Raw genomic sequence first — 18,164 nt, forward strand, 5'->3', positions numbered from 1 at the left:
ATTGCTTATCTTTAAACTTATTTTCATTTAAGTAAAAAAAATATTGGTTTACTAATTTGGATTTTAGGTTTTAAAGTATATTTTTGTGTTTACCTGTTAATATCAGGTTAACAAACCGTCCAAAACCTGTTACTATACCCTAATTATTTTAAATTAAATTAAACTCAGGAAAGCGTATGAGGAAACATTTTTTGTGGGTCACTATGTCGATTTTTTTTCTTTCAGCAACAATTTTAAGCTGGAAATCGGATGGTGCAAACAGATCAGTGAGCGTAAGGAAAGAAAATGCAACGTTTACAACTAAAGAACTATTTGAGCAATACGTTAATAATTTATATGAGGCAGCGCGCCTTAAAGAGGCCGGTTTAGCTTTTAATGTGTTTGAAAAAGCTGTAACAGGCTATACCAATCTGAAGCTTTCGCACCAGGTACCTCAAAGCAGCGACGTGCTCACGGTGGTTGATTTTAGCAAATCAAGCCGTGAAAAGCGTATGTGGATTATAAATTTGTTGAACAAACAGTTGGTGCTCAATACATGGGTTGCACATGGATCAGGCAGCGGACAGGAAATGGCAAGTCATTTTTCGGATGCGAACGATTCACATGAAAGCAGTCTCGGATTTTATGTAACTGATAAGGTTTATAATGGTAAACATGGCCGTTCACTATACCTTGACGGTATGGATGAAGGCTTTAACGGCAATGCCCGTATGCGCAGCATTGTTGTACATGGCGCTAATTATGTTGGGCCTGCCGCTATCAATGAGCAGGGATATATCGGCAGAAGCTTTGGCTGCCCCGCGGTATCGCCAAAAGTGGTTAATAAAGTTATCAATACCATTGCCGGCAAAACCGTTTTATTTATTAACGGAAACGATGAGTCGTACTATTCAAAATACCTGGATGAAACGGGGCCGCTTAATTTAATGGCAAGCGCTGATACGTCATTCAATTTTACAAAGTTTTAAATCCAACCCAACTATAAACCAAATCATGAAGCCCGGCTTACCGAAAAGTTCGCCGGGCTCTTTTTTATTTCGCCAAAAAACTTTGCAGGTGTGCATAAAGCACTATATCTAAACCATAAACATCCGGGCGGTATTGGATGGTGCCATCGTCATCTGCCCAGCAGGTTACATACGTGATGTAAATAGGCGTTTTCTTTGGCAAACCTATATTGGTAGGGTTCGGTTTATCTTCAACCATATCTTTCGAAATGGTGTCGAGGGCGGCGCCTTCTCCAAACAGGTTTTGTGCCAGACCAAGCGGATCACCTAATCGTACACAGCCGTGACTTACTGCACGCATAGCATGTCTGAATGCTTCTTTATTAGGTGTATCGTGCAGGTAAACGCTGCTACGGTTTTTAAACAGAAACTTTATTTTACCCAGAGAGTTGTCTTCTCCGGGGCGTTGTTTAAACTCGTATTCCAGATTGTCGGGCGTAACCTGCGACCAATCGATAGTTTCCGGGTCTTCAATCCTTTTGCCGTCCTTAAAAACATCTATGTTTTTGTTGGAGAGGTAGTAACGGTCTTCGGCGGCCTCAACAATGATCTCTTTTGTGGCAATACTGCGGGGAATATTCCAAATAGGGTTTACTTCAACGCTATGGATGAGGCTGTTCAGTATCGGCGTTTCCCGGGGAAAAGGTTTATCAGCCCTCGCTGTATCATCAAAATGTTCAAGCGTGTTCTGGTTTTTCATGTTTCGTCCCTGGCCTACACAAACTTTCATATTTAAAACCGATTTGCCATCTTCGATAACGTCGAGCCTGAAATCGGGGATATTTACAATCACATATTTGGGTTCGAAAGGTTTATTTCTCCAACGCAGCCGCTCCAGGCTCACCAATAAGTAGCGTTTGCTCTCCTCGCGGGAAAGGCCTTCTATAGTTGCACTGTCCCTGTATGCTTTTTGTAACGCTAAATATTGAGGGCTTTTGGGTTGGATACTGTCAAGGAATGCTTTAAAATCTGCCTGGTTTAAAGTGGCAAGCATCGTTGTGCTATCAGGTCGACGGGTGGCCATAAAATATCTTGAGTAGATCTTTTTAGGATTGATTACCCCGTACTGCAGCGCATTGGAGTATTTTATCAAAGCGCCCGCTGTTAACACCTCAAGCTTGGCAACAGTTTCATAGGCTTCATCAATTGTTTTTATAGCCTTTTTGTCTTTGAGTTTGGCTACAAGTGCTTTGATGTCTGCCGATGGATACACAGTTGGATCGAGGCCGTGTTCATTGATCTTATCAAGATACTCTGGTAAAGCTTCGAGATCGCCATTGTTTAAATGGTTTATAACTAAAAGTGGCTGGTATTCATTCTTTTTGAAAAATGATTCGATAACCAGCGGATTGGCAGTCTTAGACCGGTATTTTGTGAATACTCTTTTAAAAACGGGGATGTATCCTTCAGTATCGGCCTTTTTGAAAATTTCATTTTGTGTGATCCTGAACATATCTTCAGCAATCATTTCATGCTTTTTCTTGCAGCTTTGTAATACAGCAGGCAAAACCAAACACGTGGAAAGTATAATCGGGATAAAGTGTTTCCTAAAGGGAATAGGTATCATATAGACGAAAGATAGTTAAATATTGCTTATGAATAGCAATAGCCATACCATAAACGGCCGTACTTTTTATTTATTTTTGAACAAAGCCCGTTATCGCCTTTAAGCCGAATAGCCTGTTTAATTAAAATGAAAAAACTACTCCCGCTTACTTTAATCATATCATTGCCTTTCATGGCATTAGCACAAAGTTTTAAACCAGTAAATAAAGAAGCATCGCCTGAGGTAAATAAATTGCTTGCTTTCCTTTATAGTATAAAAGGCAAACATATTTTGTCGGGGCAACAAAATTATAACAGTGACCGTGACGTTTTTTCAGACAGTGCTAAAGCCATTACAGGACATTATCCCGCTGTGTGGGGTTCGGATTTTATGCTTTGGGGCGATAAGGACCTGGGGCAGGATTTGGTTAATGAAGCAAAACAAAAATGGCAGGATGGTTACCTCGTAACACTCATGTGGCACCAGGGCCGGCCGATTGATAATCCTCCCTACGATTGGAAACAAAGTATCCAGGGAAAGTTGACTGATGCGCAATGGAAAGAACTGACAACCCCTAATACAGATTTAAATAAGAAATGGCTTGCCCAGATTGATGTGGTAGCCGGTTACCTGAAACAGCTAAGAGATGCCCATGTGACTGTTTTATGGCGGCCTTACCATGAAATGAACGGCGTATGGTTTTGGTGGGGAAACAAAAAAGGTAATGACGGCATCATTAAACTTTGGAAAATGATGTATGATCATTATACCAATTATCATCATTTAAATAACCTGATTTGGGTATGGGGGCCTAACGGTTTGCGCGACCTGCCATTAGATGAAGCGTATGACTATAAAGACTTTTATCCCGGTGCTGATTATGTGGATATTTTAGGTGCTGATATCTATCATTTCGATTATGAACAACGGGATTATAGCGATTTGCTTAAGGTTGCCAATGGCAAGATCATTGCGCTGACGGAAACCGGCGAACTGCCAAAACCCGAAATTCTGGCAGCCCAACCCGAATGGGCCTGGTTTATGGTATGGACAAGCTGGCTGTGGACTGATAATACACATGAACGGGTAAGAACCATATATGGCTTACCCCAAACGTTGAATCACGAACAGGTGAAAACAATGCTAAATAAAAACTAATGTCTACTCAAAAACTACCTGAAGTTTGGCTCCGCGGCCCGCTGGATGATGTGCCGGCCTTGCTTCAACCTGTTGCACACGCGCTTTTACAGGCAAGGGAAGAACTTAATGAATTGATGGCCGATTTTCCGGAAAAGCTGCTGTGGGAAAAGCTTGCCGGCGTGGCATCGCCGGCTTTTCATTTGCAACACCTCACCGGGGTACTCAATCGGCTTTTTACCTATGCAAAAGGTGAAGGGCTTAGTGCGGCACAACTAAATTACCTTGCAGCCGAAGGTGAACCTGGTGAATATGAAATTACCGTTGTTGATTTAATAAAAGCGTTTAATACCGAGGTTGATAACGCTATCGATAAACTCAAAGCTACCGACGAGACCATATTAACCGAATGGCGAGGAGTAGGCCGGGGGCAATTACCATCAACAGTTATCGGCTTGTATATGCATTCTGCCGAACATACCATGCGCCATCTTGGGCAGCTTTTGGTTACTGTAAAGGTGCTTAAGCAACAATAGCGGCCGCATCCTTAAGATTTTGTGAGCGATAGGTTACCCGGGCGTTTGGATGTTTATTTTCGGGATCGTATAGAAAAGTATCGATACCCAAATCGCTTGCTGCTTTTATTTCAGATTCGGGATCGTCACCAATAACGAGTACATCTTCGGGTTTGTAATCATATTTCTCCAAGATCAACGCGAAAATATCTTTCTTGGTAAGGGGCGAAAGTTCAGGGTCAACAATGTGGATGGCTTCAAAATCTGCTTCAATGTTCAGCATTTTAACTTTGCTCCATTGCAGTTTGGTAAAGCCCGTGGTAACCAAAAACTTGGTGATCTTAGTTTCGCGGATATGCTTATAATCATCAAAAGGCTGCATCGGCCGGTTGTACTCAATATTATTTAATAGTTCGAGCCCTTTGTTTTTAATGAGATCGCTGAATTGGTATTTGTCTGCCACCTTCTGATAGGGAACCTTCTTTAAATCCTCCTTTGCTTTATTGATATGCTCGATACCCTCGCCGGTAATATGCTGATCAAGAAAGTTGAACAGTTCATTAAACAAATGATCGGCAATGGAACTTACCGGGTATATGGTATTATCAAGATCTAATATGATGGCTTTTTTCATGATAGCAAATTAAGGTAAAACAGGTACTCGTTTAGTGGTATGTATTGACCGTTTCATGATCAAATAGCCGCAGGCCACAATCAGGCAAACGCCACCCAATAGCCACCAAAGCATTTCAAACCCTCCATAGGCGATAACCTGGCTACCCAAAAATGGAGCGATGATCTGCGCACCGGCCCATGACATGCTATATAACGCGGCATACTCACCACGGTTACGCACATTTGAACGGCTTATCCAAAACGTGTTCATAAATGGCATGGAAAGCATTTCACCCAATGTTATCATGCATACAATTAATATGGCTACCAAAGGCACATGTGGCATCAGGTTAAGTAATGCAAAGCCGGCACCAGTAACTAAAATGCCGGAGATGATGTAAGATAAAGCATGGCGTTTACCCTCGAGCCAGTTAATTAGTATCATCTCAACAAGCACGATGAGTATACCATTCAATGCCAGCAGAAAGCCGATAAAACGCTCGTTAAAATGCCATTGTATTTTATAAAATACAGGCTGCATAATAAAAAACTGGAAAAAACAAGTTGCGAACAGGGTTGCCAATAAGATAAACATCAAGTAAAGCCCATCTTTATAAGCCGATGAAACCACTTCATCAAAACCGGCCACTGCTTCTTTGATTGTTTTTGCCACTTTTGAACGGGGCATCAAAGTGAGCAATAATATACCTGCCGCGATATTTGTACAACCATCTACCCAAAAAAGCAAATGATAATTTATAGATGCCAATAATCCCCCCAAACCGCCGCCAAAAGCCCAGCCTAAGTTTGTAGCCAACCGATTAAGCGAGTAGGAGCGCGTTTTGTTTTCTTCTGTACTGTAATGTGCTATAGCCGTTGAATTGGCAGGTCTGAATGATTCGTTGCAAATGCTCAACACGAGGGTGAAAATGGCCATGCTGATGAAATTGGTTTGATAACCAAGGATCAAAAATAGTAATCCGCCGGTAAGCAACGCCCCAACCTGCAAGTCATAAAAGCCTATTTTATTGATCAGCTTACCACCGATGAAGCCGCCGGAAACAGCACCCACGCCAAAAATAGCCATAATATATCCCGACTGCTCAATGGTAAAATGCAGCTGCCTGATGGTATAAATGGTCATGAAAGGTACAACCATGGTGCCACTACGGTTAATAAGCATTACGATGCTCAGGTACCAGCTGTTTTTTGATAGTCCGCTATAGGCTTGTTTGTATAATTGGATAATTGAGATAAGCATGGCTTTACAAAGGTAGGTTATTGGGCTGAAAGCTTAAAGCAGAAAGCCAAAAGCAAAAGAAGCTTGGTGAAAATAAAAGGCCGAAAACTCAAATGTTCTCAGTGGAACGCTTTGAGCTTTCGGCTTTTTGCTTTAGGCTAACTGAGCGCTTTTAGCTTAAACGGGCGTTTCTGTTCCTGAGCCAATGATCGGCTAACACAAGGGCTGCCATGGCTTCAACAATAGGTACGGCGCGCGGAACTACGCAGGGGTCGTGACGACCTTTGCCTGATATTTCGGCAACGTTGCCTTCGCTATCAATTGTGGCCTGGTTTTTCATGATGGTGGCGACAGGTTTAAAGGCTACCTTAAATTCGATAGGCATACCATTGCTAATGCCTCCCTGGATTCCGCCCGAGAAATTGGTAATGGTTTGTATATCACCCAGGTGCGATTTTACAAAGATATCGTTATGCTCAGATCCTCGCATTTCGCTGCCTTCAAAGCCCGAACCAAACTCAAAGCCGTGAACGGCATTGATGCTTAGCATCGCTTTGCCCAAATCGGCATGCAGTTTATCAAACACAGGGTCGCCAAGGCCTACCGGGCAGTTTTTTATATAGCAGCTGATCTTGCCGCCAACGGTATCGCCATCTTTACGCACACTATCAATAAATTCGATCATCTCTTCCGCAGTGGCCGGGTCGGCGCAGCGTACAATATTTTTTTCGCGCTCCTCAATAAACTCAAGCGGATCGTTAATAAATACATTTGGTGCATTGATTTTACCTACGCTGCTCACATGGGCAACAATTTCAATGCCCTGTGTTTTAAGCAACAGTTTGGCCAAAGCGCCTGCAGCAACGCGGGCGGCAGTTTCGCGTGCAGAGGAACGGCCGCCGCCGCGATGGTCGCGAATGCCATATTTGGTTTGATAGGTATAATCGGCATGCGACGGGCGATATACATCCACGTTGTGGCTGTAATCTTTTGAACGCTGGTCTTCATTGGGGATCAGCATAGCAATAGGGGTGCCCGTAGTTTTATCTTCAAATACACCCGAAAGGATTTTTACCGTGTCGCTTTCTTTACGTTGGGTAGTGATCTTTGACTGGCCAGGCTTACGTTTATCCAGTTCGCCCTGGATATAATCAAGATCAACTTGTAAGCCGGCCGGGCATCCGTCAATAATTACACCGATGGCCTCGCCATGTGATTCGCCAAAAGTAGTTATCCTGAATATTTGCCCGAATGAATTGCCTGCCATAGTTTTAGATATGAAATGTTAGATAGGAGACAGGAGAAAATCCTATCTGAATATCTTTAATTGGTTATTTTATAACTGTCATTGTAAAATCCAGACTTACGAAGTTTTGAAAACTTCGTAAGTCTTAATCTCGCTTGAGATTGCTTTGTTCCCCACAATAACGCACTTTGTACGTTTGCGTTAGGCTTTCTGCCTTCAGCTTTAAGCTTCCTTCTCTTCCACTTCAAACCCCTGCTTTTCCAGGTCATTCCAAAAGGCGGGATATGATTTATCAACTACCGGCCCATTTTCAAATTCCATTTGCGGAAGGATAAGGGCCAGCGGCGCGAAGGCCATTGCCATTCGGTGGTCATGATAAGTATTGATGAAGATACTATCAGGGATAAATTTCCCGCTGCAATCAAGCATGTAAACTTCATCTTTTTCAATCAGCTTAACACCCATTTTGCCAAGCTCTGTTTGCAGGGCCAGGATGCGGTCGGTTTCTTTGATCTTTAAAGTTTCAAGGCCGGTAAAAGATGCTTCATGATTAAGCGCTGCGCAAACAACAATTACTGTTTGTGCCAGATCGGGGCATTCTTTCAGGTCAAATTCGCGGCGGGAGATAGGTTTGTTCTCTTTCTTCAAATGAACGCCACCATCCCTGAACTGCGAAGTAATACCAAAGTTAGCCATGATCTCGGTGATCACACTATCACCCTGCAAACTGTAAGGGGTAAGTCCTGTTAAAAACAGTTCAGCCTCATCTGCAAGAGCAGCAATAGCGTACCAGTAGGAAGCAGCGCTCCAGTCCGGTTCAACGTACAGTGATGTCGTTGTAAATTCCTGGTTTGCAATTGTGATAACATTATCTTTCCATGCGTGCTTGATGCCAGAAGTTTCAAGCATAGTCAAAGTCATTTCAACATACGGGCGCGACGTTAATTCGCCTTCTATATGCAAGTCCAAGCCTAAAGGCAACTGAGCTGCTATGAGTAGCAATGCTGTAATATATTGGCTACTGATATTCCCCTTTATACTGATCTTATTGGTTTGCTGCTTAAAACCTCCTTTTAATTTGACAGGAGGATAGCCATCATTCTCTTCATAATCAATATTGGCACCCAAGGTCCTCAATGCATCAACTAAGATACCTATTGGCCGTTCCTTCATGCGTTTACTACCAGTTAAGATCACTTCATCTTCCTGTATGGCGTAGTAAGCCGTCAAAAAGCGCATAGCCGTACCCGCCGGACCGATGTCTACGATTTCGGATCTGCAATTTTCAATTTCGTAATTATCGGGAGAAGCGTTTCCTGCCGGAACCTCCTGGCTCTTAGTTCTTGAGTCCTGGTTCTCCCTTAAAATACCTGCCAGTAAAACAGCGTCAGCGGCGTCAGATACGTTTTCAACCCTTACTTTACCTTTGCTTAACGCTTCGATGATCAGGGCGCGGTTACACTCACTTTTTGAACCGGTGAGGTTAACCGTGCCGTTAATGAACTTGTTGTTTCTTTTCAGAATGATGTTATGCATCATTTAAAATATTAGGCGTGTGTAAGTTTTTCTGCTGCCTGGCCCTGAGCGGCGTCGGCGTTCATTACTTCTGTTTGCCTGCGAATAGATTCGTTGTGAACCAGTTCAAGCAATTTTTCAGTAAACTCGGCGCTTAATTTTAATGCTTTACCGTAAGTTGTACGTTTTTGAAGGATTTCATCCCAACGGCCAACTTGTAAAATGGTAATGTTATTATCTTTTTTGTACTGACCGATTTTCTCAGCAATCTGCATACGCTCAGCAATTTTCTGGATCACCAGGTCATCAATCTTGTCGATTTGGTTACGTAGCTCGGCCAGCTTATCATTTACTTCAGAATTTCTAACTTCCGCTTTACGCAAAGTTAAGTGGTCAATGATATCGGCAAGAGCAGCAGGGGTAACCTGTTGTTTAGCATCTGTCCAGGCTACGCTTGGATCGATATGTGATTCGATCATTAAGCCTTGCATATCAAGATCCAAAGCTTTTTGTGAAACATAACCGATCAGATCGCGGTTACCCGAAATATGGCTTGGGTCATTAATAAGAGGTAACTCAGGAGCCAGGGTTTTTAAGGCGATAGCAACATCCCACATTGGTTCGTTACGGAAAGCTGATTTTTCGTAAGATGAGAAACCACGGTGAATTGCAGCTAATTTGGTAATACCTGCGTTGTTGATCCGCTCTATAGCGCCAACCCATAATGAAAGATCAGGGTTTACCGGGTTTTTAACCATTACAGGCACATCAACACCTTTTAAAGCATCAGCAATTTCCTGAACGGTGAAAGGGTTAGCGGTTGAACGTGCGCCTACCCAAAGGATATCAACACCCGCTTTTAAAGCTTCTTCAACGTGTTTTGCAGTAGCAACCTCAACAGCTGTTGGTAAGCCTGTTTCTTCTTTGGCACGTTTTAACCACTCCAAACCAATGCTGCCAATACCTTCAAACTCACCCGGACGGGTACGTGGTTTCCAAATACCTGCACGCAAAGCTGAGATTTTACCTGTTTGGGCTAATAAATGAGCTGTGGCTACTAATTGTTCTTCTGTTTCAGCGCTGCAAGGGCCTGAAATAACCAGAGGTTCCTTACCTGTTTTAATCCAGGTGTTAAGCGGCTGTATGTTTAAATTTAGTTTCATCGTTTTTTTGTTTGTCCGGTGGTAGCCGGGAATGTTAGTTGATAATTTAAATTATGTTAGTTTTTTGGGTTCTGTTGCCAATTGTCTTTATTATGCATTACGCCTGATATTGATATACTTGCGGATACTCCGTTCGGCCCGGCGAGGTTTTGGGCTCACCGCATGCTCATCATCGTGCCTTTCGTACTCGCCAAGGATATTGAAGTTATGGGTATACTTAAGGATCTGCCTTATGGAAGCGTCATATTGTTTTTGTTCCTCCCATTCTATATCTACATAAAAATTGTATTCGTTGCGCTTGCCTAAAATCGGCATCGACTGAATTTTGCTCATATTTACGCCTTCTTCGGCGAAAATATTAAGCACTTTAGCTAATGCACCAACTTTGTTACTTACCTGGAAGCACAAAGAAGCCTTGTTAGCCGGTTTCTTTTCAATATTATCATGATGGGTTAGGATCAAAAAACGGGTAAAGTTTCTTTTGTTCGATTCGATGCGACGTTCCAAAACATCCAGGCCGTAAAGCTTAGCGGCTAAAGAGTTTGCAATAGCAACCGTATCTGTTAGCTGCTCATCCCTGATGCGTTTAGCACAGGCCGCGGTATCACTGCTCTCCACAATTTTAAGGTGCGGATATTCGTCAAAAAAATCAACACACTGGCGTAAGGCAATAGGGTGGGAGGTTACGTATTTAATATCCTCGAATTTTACTCCCGGTAAAGCCATCAGGTGCAGCTGGATGGGCAGGTAAATTTCACCAACTACTGGGAAGCCATAATCAAGCAGCAAGGTATAATTTGGCAGGATGCTGCCGGCGATGCTGTTTTCGATAGCCATTACCACATAATCGGCCTCACGGTTCTTTAAACTCTCAAATGTTTGTTTGAAAGAGTTGCATTCAATGGTCTCGGTGTTTTCGCCGAAGTATTTCAATGCAGCTTCTTCGTGAAAAGAGGCCCGGATACCCTGAATTGCGACTTTTGGTTGTTCTATTTTCATAAACCTGCTTAAAGCAAAAAGTCCCGGCTGGTAGGCCGGGACTTTTTAGTTTCTTTATATGTTTGTTTTGTACATATTAGTCCCGGCTCTCACTGGTAAAGTAAAAGTAGTAGCCAAAGAAGTATGCACCTGTTAATTTCATTTGCTGTTTTTTATTACGACGTAAATGTACGGTAAAAAAAGAGTTTGTCAATAGAAAATTTTATTTTTTGTAAAAAATAATAGATCAACCAAATTAAATTCTGTGTTAGGCGCTTTGGGAGCGTTTGAAGAGAGAATTTTGGGGATAGATTATCTTTATTCCCAAATTTTCCGGAAACTTCTGAATAAGATCCATATCATGGATTAACATTTTAGGTTGTATAAATTCTCCGTTTTTGAACCTGATTTGTACGTTACCCATATTCCGGTCGCTCGTCGCTGTTCTATGAGCAAGTTCTGCTACATCGGCTTTATTGTACTCCTTAATGTGTTTTTCGTCAATCCCGTAATAGAATATGTGGTTGCCACGTGATATTCGCAAATACTGATTACGGCCTTTTATGGCTACAGAGGATATACTGCCAATAAATATCCCCAGTCCAAGAATTATTAAAAGAAGCACTATCGGATACGAACCGCCGCCAATATGAAGTACGCTTGCACAAAATACTGAAATGGCAAATAATAGATATATTGAGAAAAAAGCTGCAAGAACAAATATTCTCGCCGGGTTAACTCTATAGATAAAGTCACTGGTTATGAAATGTGGTTGATTCCCGATATTAAAGAAGTGTTTTTCAAATGAACTCAGATTGAGTGTCTGCTCAAAAAAGTCTTTTACCAGATCGCAAGCCTTATCAATGGTGGAGGCATGATATTCATATAGATGATTGCCGTTATCAAGATAATAAACGCAGAATTTACTATTAAAGTAAAGGCCAAGCTTGAGGTAGTTCAGGTTATTATCCTGAATAACTACCGATGGCCCGGTTAACTGGATATCAGTTAATGCCCGCTCTGCGTCCCACGGGAAATCTTTAATGACTTGGATAGTCTCATCAACATTACGAAGTTGCTCGTCAGAATATTCGCTTTTTTCGTAAGTGTTGTGCTGGAGTTTGGATATTAATTGTAACATGGTTTAGCGCGACACAAAAGTGTCACGCCAAATATAATATTGTTATGCGGCAGTTTCGTGTTTTCTATGAGCCCCTTCCATTGCCTTATATTCACGTTGCAGCACACGCGCAGTTTGTGTACTGCCGTCATGGCTCCAGCCCGGTGGATTTAGGAAATAGCTGATTTTTGATTTAAGATCGGGGGCATTTTTTACATCATGCAGCAGGGCTTTCCATTCATGGAACAAAACGTTTACCGGTCCCATATCTTCCGGTTGTTTGGTCAGGCCATATTTAACAGGCTCGGGCAAATCTTCATCACGGAAAGTGCCGAATAGCCTATCCCAGATGATAAGCACCATTCCCATATTTTTGTCAAGATAAGGGATGTTTGAAGCATGGTGAACGCGGTGATGCGCGGGCGTTACAAAAATCCACCCATACCATTTTGGCAAGGGAATTTTGTACTGCGTATGCACCAGATTGCCATAAAGCTGGGTAATAAGGTATGCGTACAGGATATCTAAAGCGGTAAAGCCCATTAAAGCAAGCGGGAGGTAAAAGAATACCCGGTAAAGCGGTTCAAATACTGTTGACCGAAAGCCCGTGGTGAAGTTAAAATGCTCGGACGAATGATGGGTAACATGCATTGCCCAAAACATACGGCAGTAATGCCCCGTATAATGCAGTACCCAGTATAAAAAGTCCTGTACAACAACCAACACAAACCAGTACCAAAAAACATTCTGAATTTGAAAAAGCCTGTAATGCTGGTAGGTATAATCAAGTATAAAAAAGGTAAATACCTTAACGCAGAGATTAGTAATAACGGCCAGCGAAGTAAGATAAATATTGGTTAACGTATCGCGGGTTTGATAGTACTTGCGATCTTCCCAATAGCTCAGAGCCATTTCAACAAGCGTTAAAACAACCAATAAGCCCATTAAAACAAGGGCCGCCTGATTTCGCGGATCTAAATGCTGAAACATGTTACAGGTTAATGTAATATCTTAAACTTTCACAAAGTTCGTGGGCGGTGCACACATTATCAATACTAAACTCACCTATATGTGTTAACAGGGTGCAATTAATTTCGTCTCCAATGTTCTTTTTGTCCTTTTTCATATTCAACAGCAGTTCGTCAAAACTGTCTTCGTTGATGGTATACCTCGGATAAAGATCGGTCAATACCTTTACAATTTCATGAAGTTCTTCTGAAGGCAACCCTGTTTTTTTGTGGGCGAGGTATGATTCGCAGATCATGCCGATAGCTACTGCTTCACCGTGCGAAAGGCTGTCTTCGTCATGTAATAAAGAGTATGTTTCAACCGCGTGCCCGATAGTATGCCCAAAGTTTAACGCCTTGCGGATACCTTTCTCATGCGGATCCTCAATGGTGATTTCATTCTTGATTTCTACGGAGCGGTGAACAAGCTCAACCGAAGGGTTTTTCAGGTCGCTGTTTTTAAGTTGATTCCAATAACTGGCATCAACAATTAAACCATGTTTCAGCATTTCGGCCAAACCCGAAAGGATCTGGCGAGGCGGAAGGCTTTGTAAAAACTCGTGCGCTATAAACACAGCTTTAGGCATAGTAAATGTCCCGATAATATTTTTTATGCCGTCAACATCGATACCTGTTTTGCCGCCCACAGAGGCATCAACCTGTGAAAGGAGGGTAGTTGGCACCTGTACAAAATCTATCCCTCTTTTATAGGTAGAAGCGGCAAAGCCACCCATGTCTGTAATAACACCGCCACCTAAGTTAATCATGAGGCTTTTACGATCGGCACCAAAGTCAATCAGCATTTTCCAAACGCCCACACAAAAATCAATGTTTTTGCTTTCCTCTCCCGACGAAATCTCGATCAGGTCGTAATTATTAAAATCTTTAAGTTTGCTGGTAAGTAAGGGCAGGCAGTGTTCGCCTGTATTTTCGTCGGTTAAAATAAAGAATTTTGAATAGTTGCCTTTTTTAACAAAATCAACTAATTTATCAAGGCTATTATCAAAATAAACCGAGTAATTATCGCTTAAAATAGTGTTCATTATTATATGACTATAATTTTATTTCCATCGAACTCAACCGTGTCACCTCTTTTTACTTTGAGGCGTTTTCTGTAGTCAACTACACCATTGTACTTCACGAGGCCTTCAGTTACAACTATTTGCGCCTCGCCGCCGGTTTGCACTAAGTTCGCAGCCTTGAGTAGCTGGATCATGGGGATAAAGTCCCCTTCTAACTTAAATTCGATCATGGGATGGCAAAAATAAACTATTCATGCAATTATGAGTTATCATTTTATAATTTTGCAGATGACCTCTTTTGAAACTAACAATAATCAAGGACGAAATACGCCCTCGTTCGAAAATACAGAAATAGCTTTTCGCCATTCATCCAATACCGATCTGAACCGTGCCTACTGGTTGTTCAGGATGATCAATATTAACTTTTTGGTAAAGATAGGCCCACCGGTTACCAATTTTGCCATGAAGATAGGTTTGCCGATAAGGAATATTATCAAAGCTACCATATTTAAACATTTTTGCGGCGGCGAAACTATTGCCGAATGTGATTATACCATCAAAAACCTTTATAGCGGCAGGGTGGGTACCATTTTGGACTACTCGGTAGAAGGTGAAGAGGAAGAAACCGTATTTGATAATACCCGCGATGAGATTATCCGTACCATTGACCGCGCTGCCAAAGACAAAGCGATCCCTCTTACCGTATTTAAAGTAACGGGGGTGGGACGTTTTGGCCTCCTTGAAAAATTGGATGCCCGTGTTAAATTGAACGATACCGAAGAAGAGGAGTGGAGAAGGATACAAAACCGTGTACTGGCTATTTGTGATAAAGCGTTCAAAAACAACGTGCCTGTAATGATAGATGCTGAAGAAAGCTGGATTCAGGATACTATTGATCTTTTAGCGCTTACCATGATGACCCAATTTAACAAGCAAAAGCCGATAGTTTATAATACCTATCAAATGTACAGGCATGATAAACTGGCCTCGATGTTAAATGATCATGCCATCGCTCAAAGCGAAGGTTTTATATTGGGAGCAAAAATAGTACGCGGTGCTTACATGGAAAAAGAACGTAAACGTGCCGAAGAAAAGGGCTACCCATCGCCAATTCAGCCCGATAAAAAATCTGCTGATCTTGATTATGATTCGGCGCTTGATTATTGTACAAGTCATATCAATGAAATAGCTTTTATTGCAGGTACACATAATGAAGAAAGTTGCCGTTTGCTGGCCGAATTACTGGACAATAAAGGTATTGATCATAAACATCCGCATGTTTATTTTTCGCAATTGCTTGGCATGAGCGATAACTTAAGTTTTAACCTGGCCCATGCCGATTATAATGTAGCCAAATACGTGCCTTATGGACCGGTAAAGGCTGTACTGCCATATTTATTTCGCCGTGCACAGGAAAATACAGCTATAGCCGGGCAAATGAGCCGCGAGTTGAGTCTAATTACAAAAGAAAGAAAGCGCCGAAGCGCTTAACTTATAAAACTACCATACAAAGAGGGCATTTATTAAATTAATTGCTCTCTTTTTGCAAAGGACTGTATGGTATCTGGAGTTGTCATTAGAAAGGTTTGGATACCCAACTTTTTTGCGGCCTCCAAATGCTGCGGACTATCGTCAATAAATAAGGTTTCTTCGGGTTTTAAATTATTCTCCTTAAGTACCTGTTCAAAAATGGCAGGCTCTGGCTTGCGCTTGCCTGTAAGGTGCGAGTAATATGTTTTTTCGAACAGGTGATCGTTTCCTTCAAAACCGAAATCGGTTTTAAGATAGTTCATGATATAATCATAATGGATAGCGTTAATATTGCTAAGCAAAAAAGTACGGTATTTGTCTTTCAGCTTTAACAGTAATTCGTGATTTCCTTCGGCAATTCCGACCAGGATACTGTTCCATGCGGCATCAATCTGATCATCCGTCAGGGAAAGGTTGTTGGTTTTTTCCCTTACGTAATCCCTGAATTGTGCCGCGGTAACTTCGCCACGATCAAATTTATCAAAAATTTCATCCTGGGTTTTGTGGCCAAAAAACGCTTCGGGGTTACTTATACCTAATTGATTCCAAGATTGTTGAACCCGGAGAAAGTCGATACTGAAAATAACGTTACCATAATCGAAGATGATATTTTTAATATTTTCCATAAAAAGAGTTTGAGATATGGCCGCAAATATGTAAAATTGCACCCGCAAACAAAAACAAAATAACCGCGCCTATAGCTCAGTCGGTTAGAGTAGAAGACTCATAATCTTTTGGTCCCTGGTTCGAGCCCAGGTGGGCGCACAAGAAAACAGACAGCAATGGCCCTGTTTTTCTCCGGTAAAAAGGCCGTTTCTGTAACGGAAACGGCCTTTTTTTAATATCTTTGAGTCGGATTTATTCCACGGCGCTGACACCGTAAAAACTTCACAACGTCAGGACTTGCATAATTATTTGTTGAACTTCACGTAAAACCGTCACTATTCCGTCATGACGTTTTTTACGTGGCCTAAAAAAAACAAGATTATGGCAACTGTAAATGCTGTGGTTTATGACCAATTTAAAAGGGAAGATGGAACCTTCCATGTACAAATTAAAGTCTTTCACAAAGATGTCCGCCGGTTTATCGAAACCAACCAATATGTAACGGCTCGGCAACTGGATGAGAACTTAAAAATTAAGGATAAGCATATTCTTAAATCCTTAGACGATGCGCTAACGGATTATCGAAAGACCATTGGCGATCTTGCTCCAAAATTGGACTTTTTTACCTGTGATGATTTAAAAGCGTATTTAATTAACAAAGACAAAGAGGTAGACTTTATTGCCTTTTGCGCCCAGCACATAGCTTCGTTACGGAAAGCTAAAAGAGATGGAACCGCAGATAATCATCGGGCTGTCCGAAACAGCCTAATTGACTATTTTAAAAAGCAAAGCGTTTCAATTTTAGAGATCAATTCCGGTATGCTATTCGCGTACGAAAAATGGTTGCAAACCGACCGTACAATGGTGCGGGTTAACCAATTAGGTAAGGAAGTAACAACAACAGAAAAAGGTATGCAAACCGGAGGTATTTACTCCCACATGCGCGATTTGCGTACGCTATTCAATGAGGCCAGAAAGATCTATAATAATGAGGACATCGGCGTTATTAAAATCAAACATTATCCGTTCAAGGTTTATAAGATCGGCGCACCTCCAAAAACCAAAAAAAGAAATATTTCAGCTGAGCAGGTCAATAAACTTAAAAAGTGTACGGTAAACCCCGAAAGCCGCGCAGAATTGGCCAGGGATTTATTTATGCTAAGCTTTTATATGTGCGGGATGAACGCTGTAGATTTCTACAACCTCAATAGCTATGATCCGGAAAGCACAAGGTTAGAATACAACCGCTCAAAAACAAGTGGTCTTCGTGATGATGATGCATTTATAAGTATAAAGATTGTTCCGGAAGCAAGGCCATTGCTTGAAAAATACATAGGTAAATTGCAGGACAGATACAGTACCTATAATGGATTGGATACAGCGTTAAGCAAGGGAATGCAACAATTGCGTACTATAACGGGCGTGCCAGATATTACCTTTTATTGGGCGCGGCATACCTTTGCGACCATTGCAAGAAATAAATGCCAAATGGATAAAGATAGTATTGCAGAAGCCTTAAACCATGTAGACGGTGATCACAAAATCACGGACATTTATATCGAAAAAGACTGGAGTATCGTTGATAAAGTACAGGCAGCTGTAATGAAGTTTTTCAGAGGATTGAATAAACCGAAACCAGCCAAGCCACAAACAACTAAAATTAAGGAATTAAGTGACCCGATAGAACACCGTAAAACCATGCGTCTCGTAAGCGCATAATATTACTGAATATGAAAACATTCATTTTGTTTTGCCTTACCTGTATTGTAGCTACAGGGGCATTTCTTGCCGCCACAACGTCGGCAAATAAGTTACCCTTATTTATCATAGGGTTTGGAGTTTGGATTTTATTTCTATGGTATTTTGTTCGAAAGACTAGTAGATAATTAAAAGCATCTTCCGGCTTTTGTTCGCTTT

Annotated in this window: 17 protein-coding genes and 1 tRNA gene; 6 read left to right on the top strand and 12 right to left on the bottom strand. The window is 41.6% G+C overall.

Annotated features, from left to right (window positions below):
- Positions 1-203: 203 nt before the first annotated feature.
- A complete protein-coding gene (locus ABID99_RS10960; protein WP_175489943.1) occupies positions 204-968 on the top strand; it encodes a murein L,D-transpeptidase catalytic domain family protein in 765 nt (254 codons plus the stop codon).
- Between the two features lie 64 nt (positions 969-1,032).
- On the opposite strand, the gene ABID99_RS10965 is transcribed toward ABID99_RS10960, so the two are convergent.
- The gene (locus ABID99_RS10965) at positions 1,033-2,475 is read right to left on the bottom strand and encodes a L,D-transpeptidase family protein (protein WP_373613710.1); all 1,443 of its coding nucleotides are present in this window, start codon (positions 2,473-2,475) and stop codon (positions 1,033-1,035) included.
- 225 nt (positions 2,476-2,700) lie between these two features.
- On the opposite strand from ABID99_RS10965, the gene ABID99_RS10970 reads away from it, so the two are divergent.
- A complete protein-coding gene (locus ABID99_RS10970) occupies positions 2,701-3,711 on the top strand; it encodes a glycosyl hydrolase (protein ID WP_373613711.1) in 1,011 nt (336 codons plus the stop codon).
- Positions 3,711-4,226, top strand: a complete 516-nt coding sequence (locus tag ABID99_RS10975) for a DinB family protein (RefSeq protein WP_373613712.1) — start codon at positions 3,711-3,713, stop codon at positions 4,224-4,226. The genes ABID99_RS10970 and ABID99_RS10975 overlap by 1 nt, the downstream gene beginning before the upstream one ends.
- On the opposite strand, the gene ABID99_RS10980 is transcribed toward ABID99_RS10975, so the two are convergent.
- The 10 genes from ABID99_RS10980 to ABID99_RS11025 all read right to left on the bottom strand — a co-directional run bounded on the left by ABID99_RS10980 (position 4,213) and on the right by ABID99_RS11025 (position 14,341).
- Complete coding sequence (locus ABID99_RS10980) at positions 4,213-4,839, bottom strand: HAD family hydrolase (protein WP_176629045.1); 627 nt, start codon at positions 4,837-4,839, stop codon at positions 4,213-4,215. The two genes, ABID99_RS10975 and ABID99_RS10980, sit on opposite strands and share 14 nt — an antisense overlap.
- Before the next feature lie 9 nt (positions 4,840-4,848).
- Positions 4,849-6,081: an MFS transporter gene (locus ABID99_RS10985; RefSeq protein WP_373613713.1), complete on the bottom strand. Its 1,233-nt coding sequence runs from the start codon at positions 6,079-6,081 to the stop codon at positions 4,849-4,851.
- A 151-nt stretch (positions 6,082-6,232) separates the two neighbouring features.
- A complete protein-coding gene (gene aroC, locus ABID99_RS10990) occupies positions 6,233-7,327 on the bottom strand; it encodes a chorismate synthase (protein ID WP_373613714.1) in 1,095 nt (364 codons plus the stop codon).
- A 201-nt stretch (positions 7,328-7,528) separates the two neighbouring features.
- On the bottom strand, positions 7,529-8,845 hold the full coding sequence (gene aroA, locus ABID99_RS10995; protein ID WP_373613715.1) for a 3-phosphoshikimate 1-carboxyvinyltransferase: 1,317 nt from the start codon (positions 8,843-8,845) through the stop codon (positions 7,529-7,531).
- Positions 8,846-8,853: 8 nt separating this feature from the next.
- Complete coding sequence (locus ABID99_RS11000; RefSeq protein WP_373613716.1) at positions 8,854-9,984, bottom strand: chorismate mutase; 1,131 nt, start codon at positions 9,982-9,984, stop codon at positions 8,854-8,856.
- Positions 9,985-10,074: 90 nt separating this feature from the next.
- Positions 10,075-10,983, bottom strand: a complete 909-nt coding sequence (locus ABID99_RS11005; RefSeq protein WP_188832067.1) for a prephenate dehydratase — start codon at positions 10,981-10,983, stop codon at positions 10,075-10,077.
- A gap of 247 nt (positions 10,984-11,230) precedes the next feature.
- Positions 11,231-12,103 (bottom strand): hypothetical protein, encoded by an 873-nt coding sequence (locus ABID99_RS11010; protein WP_373613717.1) that lies wholly within the window; start codon positions 12,101-12,103, stop codon positions 11,231-11,233.
- Positions 12,104-12,145: 42 nt separating this feature from the next.
- A complete protein-coding gene (locus ABID99_RS11015; protein ID WP_176629040.1) occupies positions 12,146-13,072 on the bottom strand; it encodes a sterol desaturase family protein in 927 nt (308 codons plus the stop codon).
- 1 nt (position 13,073) lies between these two features.
- The gene (aroB, locus tag ABID99_RS11020) at positions 13,074-14,132 is read right to left on the bottom strand and encodes a 3-dehydroquinate synthase (protein WP_188832064.1); all 1,059 of its coding nucleotides are present in this window, start codon (positions 14,130-14,132) and stop codon (positions 13,074-13,076) included.
- 2 nt (positions 14,133-14,134) lie between these two features.
- Complete coding sequence (locus ABID99_RS11025; protein WP_090525828.1) at positions 14,135-14,341, bottom strand: RNA-binding S4 domain-containing protein; 207 nt, start codon at positions 14,339-14,341, stop codon at positions 14,135-14,137.
- Between the two features lie 58 nt (positions 14,342-14,399).
- Here ABID99_RS11025 and ABID99_RS11030 point away from each other — a divergent pair, with 58 nt between their 5' ends.
- A complete protein-coding gene (locus ABID99_RS11030) occupies positions 14,400-15,602 on the top strand; it encodes a proline dehydrogenase family protein (RefSeq protein WP_373613718.1) in 1,203 nt (400 codons plus the stop codon).
- Positions 15,603-15,634: 32 nt separating this feature from the next.
- Here the strand turns inward: ABID99_RS11030 and ABID99_RS11035 are convergent, their stop codons facing one another.
- Entirely contained in the window at positions 15,635-16,267 is a 633-nt protein-coding gene (locus tag ABID99_RS11035; protein ID WP_373613719.1) for an HAD family hydrolase, read from the bottom strand.
- A 65-nt stretch (positions 16,268-16,332) separates the two neighbouring features.
- Here ABID99_RS11035 and ABID99_RS11040 point away from each other — a divergent pair.
- Both ABID99_RS11040 and ABID99_RS11045 read left to right on the top strand, forming a co-directional pair.
- Positions 16,333-16,406, top strand: a tRNA-Ile gene (locus ABID99_RS11040).
- A gap of 222 nt (positions 16,407-16,628) precedes the next feature.
- The gene (locus ABID99_RS11045; protein ID WP_373613720.1) at positions 16,629-17,966 is read left to right on the top strand and encodes a site-specific integrase; all 1,338 of its coding nucleotides are present in this window, start codon (positions 16,629-16,631) and stop codon (positions 17,964-17,966) included.
- The last annotated feature ends 198 nt before the right edge of the window (positions 17,967-18,164 follow it).

Origin of the sequence: Mucilaginibacter sp. OAE612, from assembly GCF_041806395.1 — a bacterium.
Taxonomy (GTDB): Bacteria; Bacteroidota; Bacteroidia; order Sphingobacteriales; family Sphingobacteriaceae; genus Mucilaginibacter; species Mucilaginibacter rubeus.

What these genes read in the sequence shown, in the direction of transcription:
- ABID99_RS10960 (WP_175489943.1), top strand. Translation starts at nt 204, where the DNA reads ATGTCGATTTTTTTTCTTTCAGCAACAATTTTAAGCTGGAAATCGGAT.
- ABID99_RS10965 (WP_373613710.1), bottom strand. Translation starts at nt 2,475, where the DNA reads ATGATTGCTGAAGATATGTTCAGGATCACACAAAATGAAATTTTCAAA.
- ABID99_RS10970 (WP_373613711.1), top strand. Translation starts at nt 2,701, where the DNA reads ATGAAAAAACTACTCCCGCTTACTTTAATCATATCATTGCCTTTCATG.
- ABID99_RS10975 (WP_373613712.1), top strand. Translation starts at nt 3,711, where the DNA reads ATGTCTACTCAAAAACTACCTGAAGTTTGGCTCCGCGGCCCGCTGGAT.
- ABID99_RS10980 (WP_176629045.1), bottom strand. Translation starts at nt 4,839, where the DNA reads ATGAAAAAAGCCATCATATTAGATCTTGATAATACCATATACCCGGTA.
- ABID99_RS10985 (WP_373613713.1), bottom strand. Translation starts at nt 6,081, where the DNA reads ATGCTTATCTCAATTATCCAATTATACAAACAAGCCTATAGCGGACTA.
- aroC (WP_373613714.1), bottom strand. Translation starts at nt 7,327, where the DNA reads ATGGCAGGCAATTCATTCGGGCAAATATTCAGGATAACTACTTTTGGC.
- aroA (WP_373613715.1), bottom strand. Translation starts at nt 8,845, where the DNA reads ATGATGCATAACATCATTCTGAAAAGAAACAACAAGTTCATTAACGGC.
- ABID99_RS11000 (WP_373613716.1), bottom strand. Translation starts at nt 9,984, where the DNA reads ATGAAACTAAATTTAAACATACAGCCGCTTAACACCTGGATTAAAACA.
- ABID99_RS11005 (WP_188832067.1), bottom strand. Translation starts at nt 10,983, where the DNA reads ATGAAAATAGAACAACCAAAAGTCGCAATTCAGGGTATCCGGGCCTCT.
- ABID99_RS11010 (WP_373613717.1), bottom strand. Translation starts at nt 12,103, where the DNA reads ATGTTACAATTAATATCCAAACTCCAGCACAACACTTACGAAAAAAGC.
- ABID99_RS11015 (WP_176629040.1), bottom strand. Translation starts at nt 13,072, where the DNA reads ATGTTTCAGCATTTAGATCCGCGAAATCAGGCGGCCCTTGTTTTAATG.
- aroB (WP_188832064.1), bottom strand. Translation starts at nt 14,132, where the DNA reads ATGAACACTATTTTAAGCGATAATTACTCGGTTTATTTTGATAATAGC.
- ABID99_RS11025 (WP_090525828.1), bottom strand. Translation starts at nt 14,341, where the DNA reads ATGATCGAATTTAAGTTAGAAGGGGACTTTATCCCCATGATCCAGCTA.
- ABID99_RS11030 (WP_373613718.1), top strand. Translation starts at nt 14,400, where the DNA reads ATGACCTCTTTTGAAACTAACAATAATCAAGGACGAAATACGCCCTCG.
- ABID99_RS11035 (WP_373613719.1), bottom strand. Translation starts at nt 16,267, where the DNA reads ATGGAAAATATTAAAAATATCATCTTCGATTATGGTAACGTTATTTTC.
- ABID99_RS11045 (WP_373613720.1), top strand. Translation starts at nt 16,629, where the DNA reads ATGGCAACTGTAAATGCTGTGGTTTATGACCAATTTAAAAGGGAAGAT.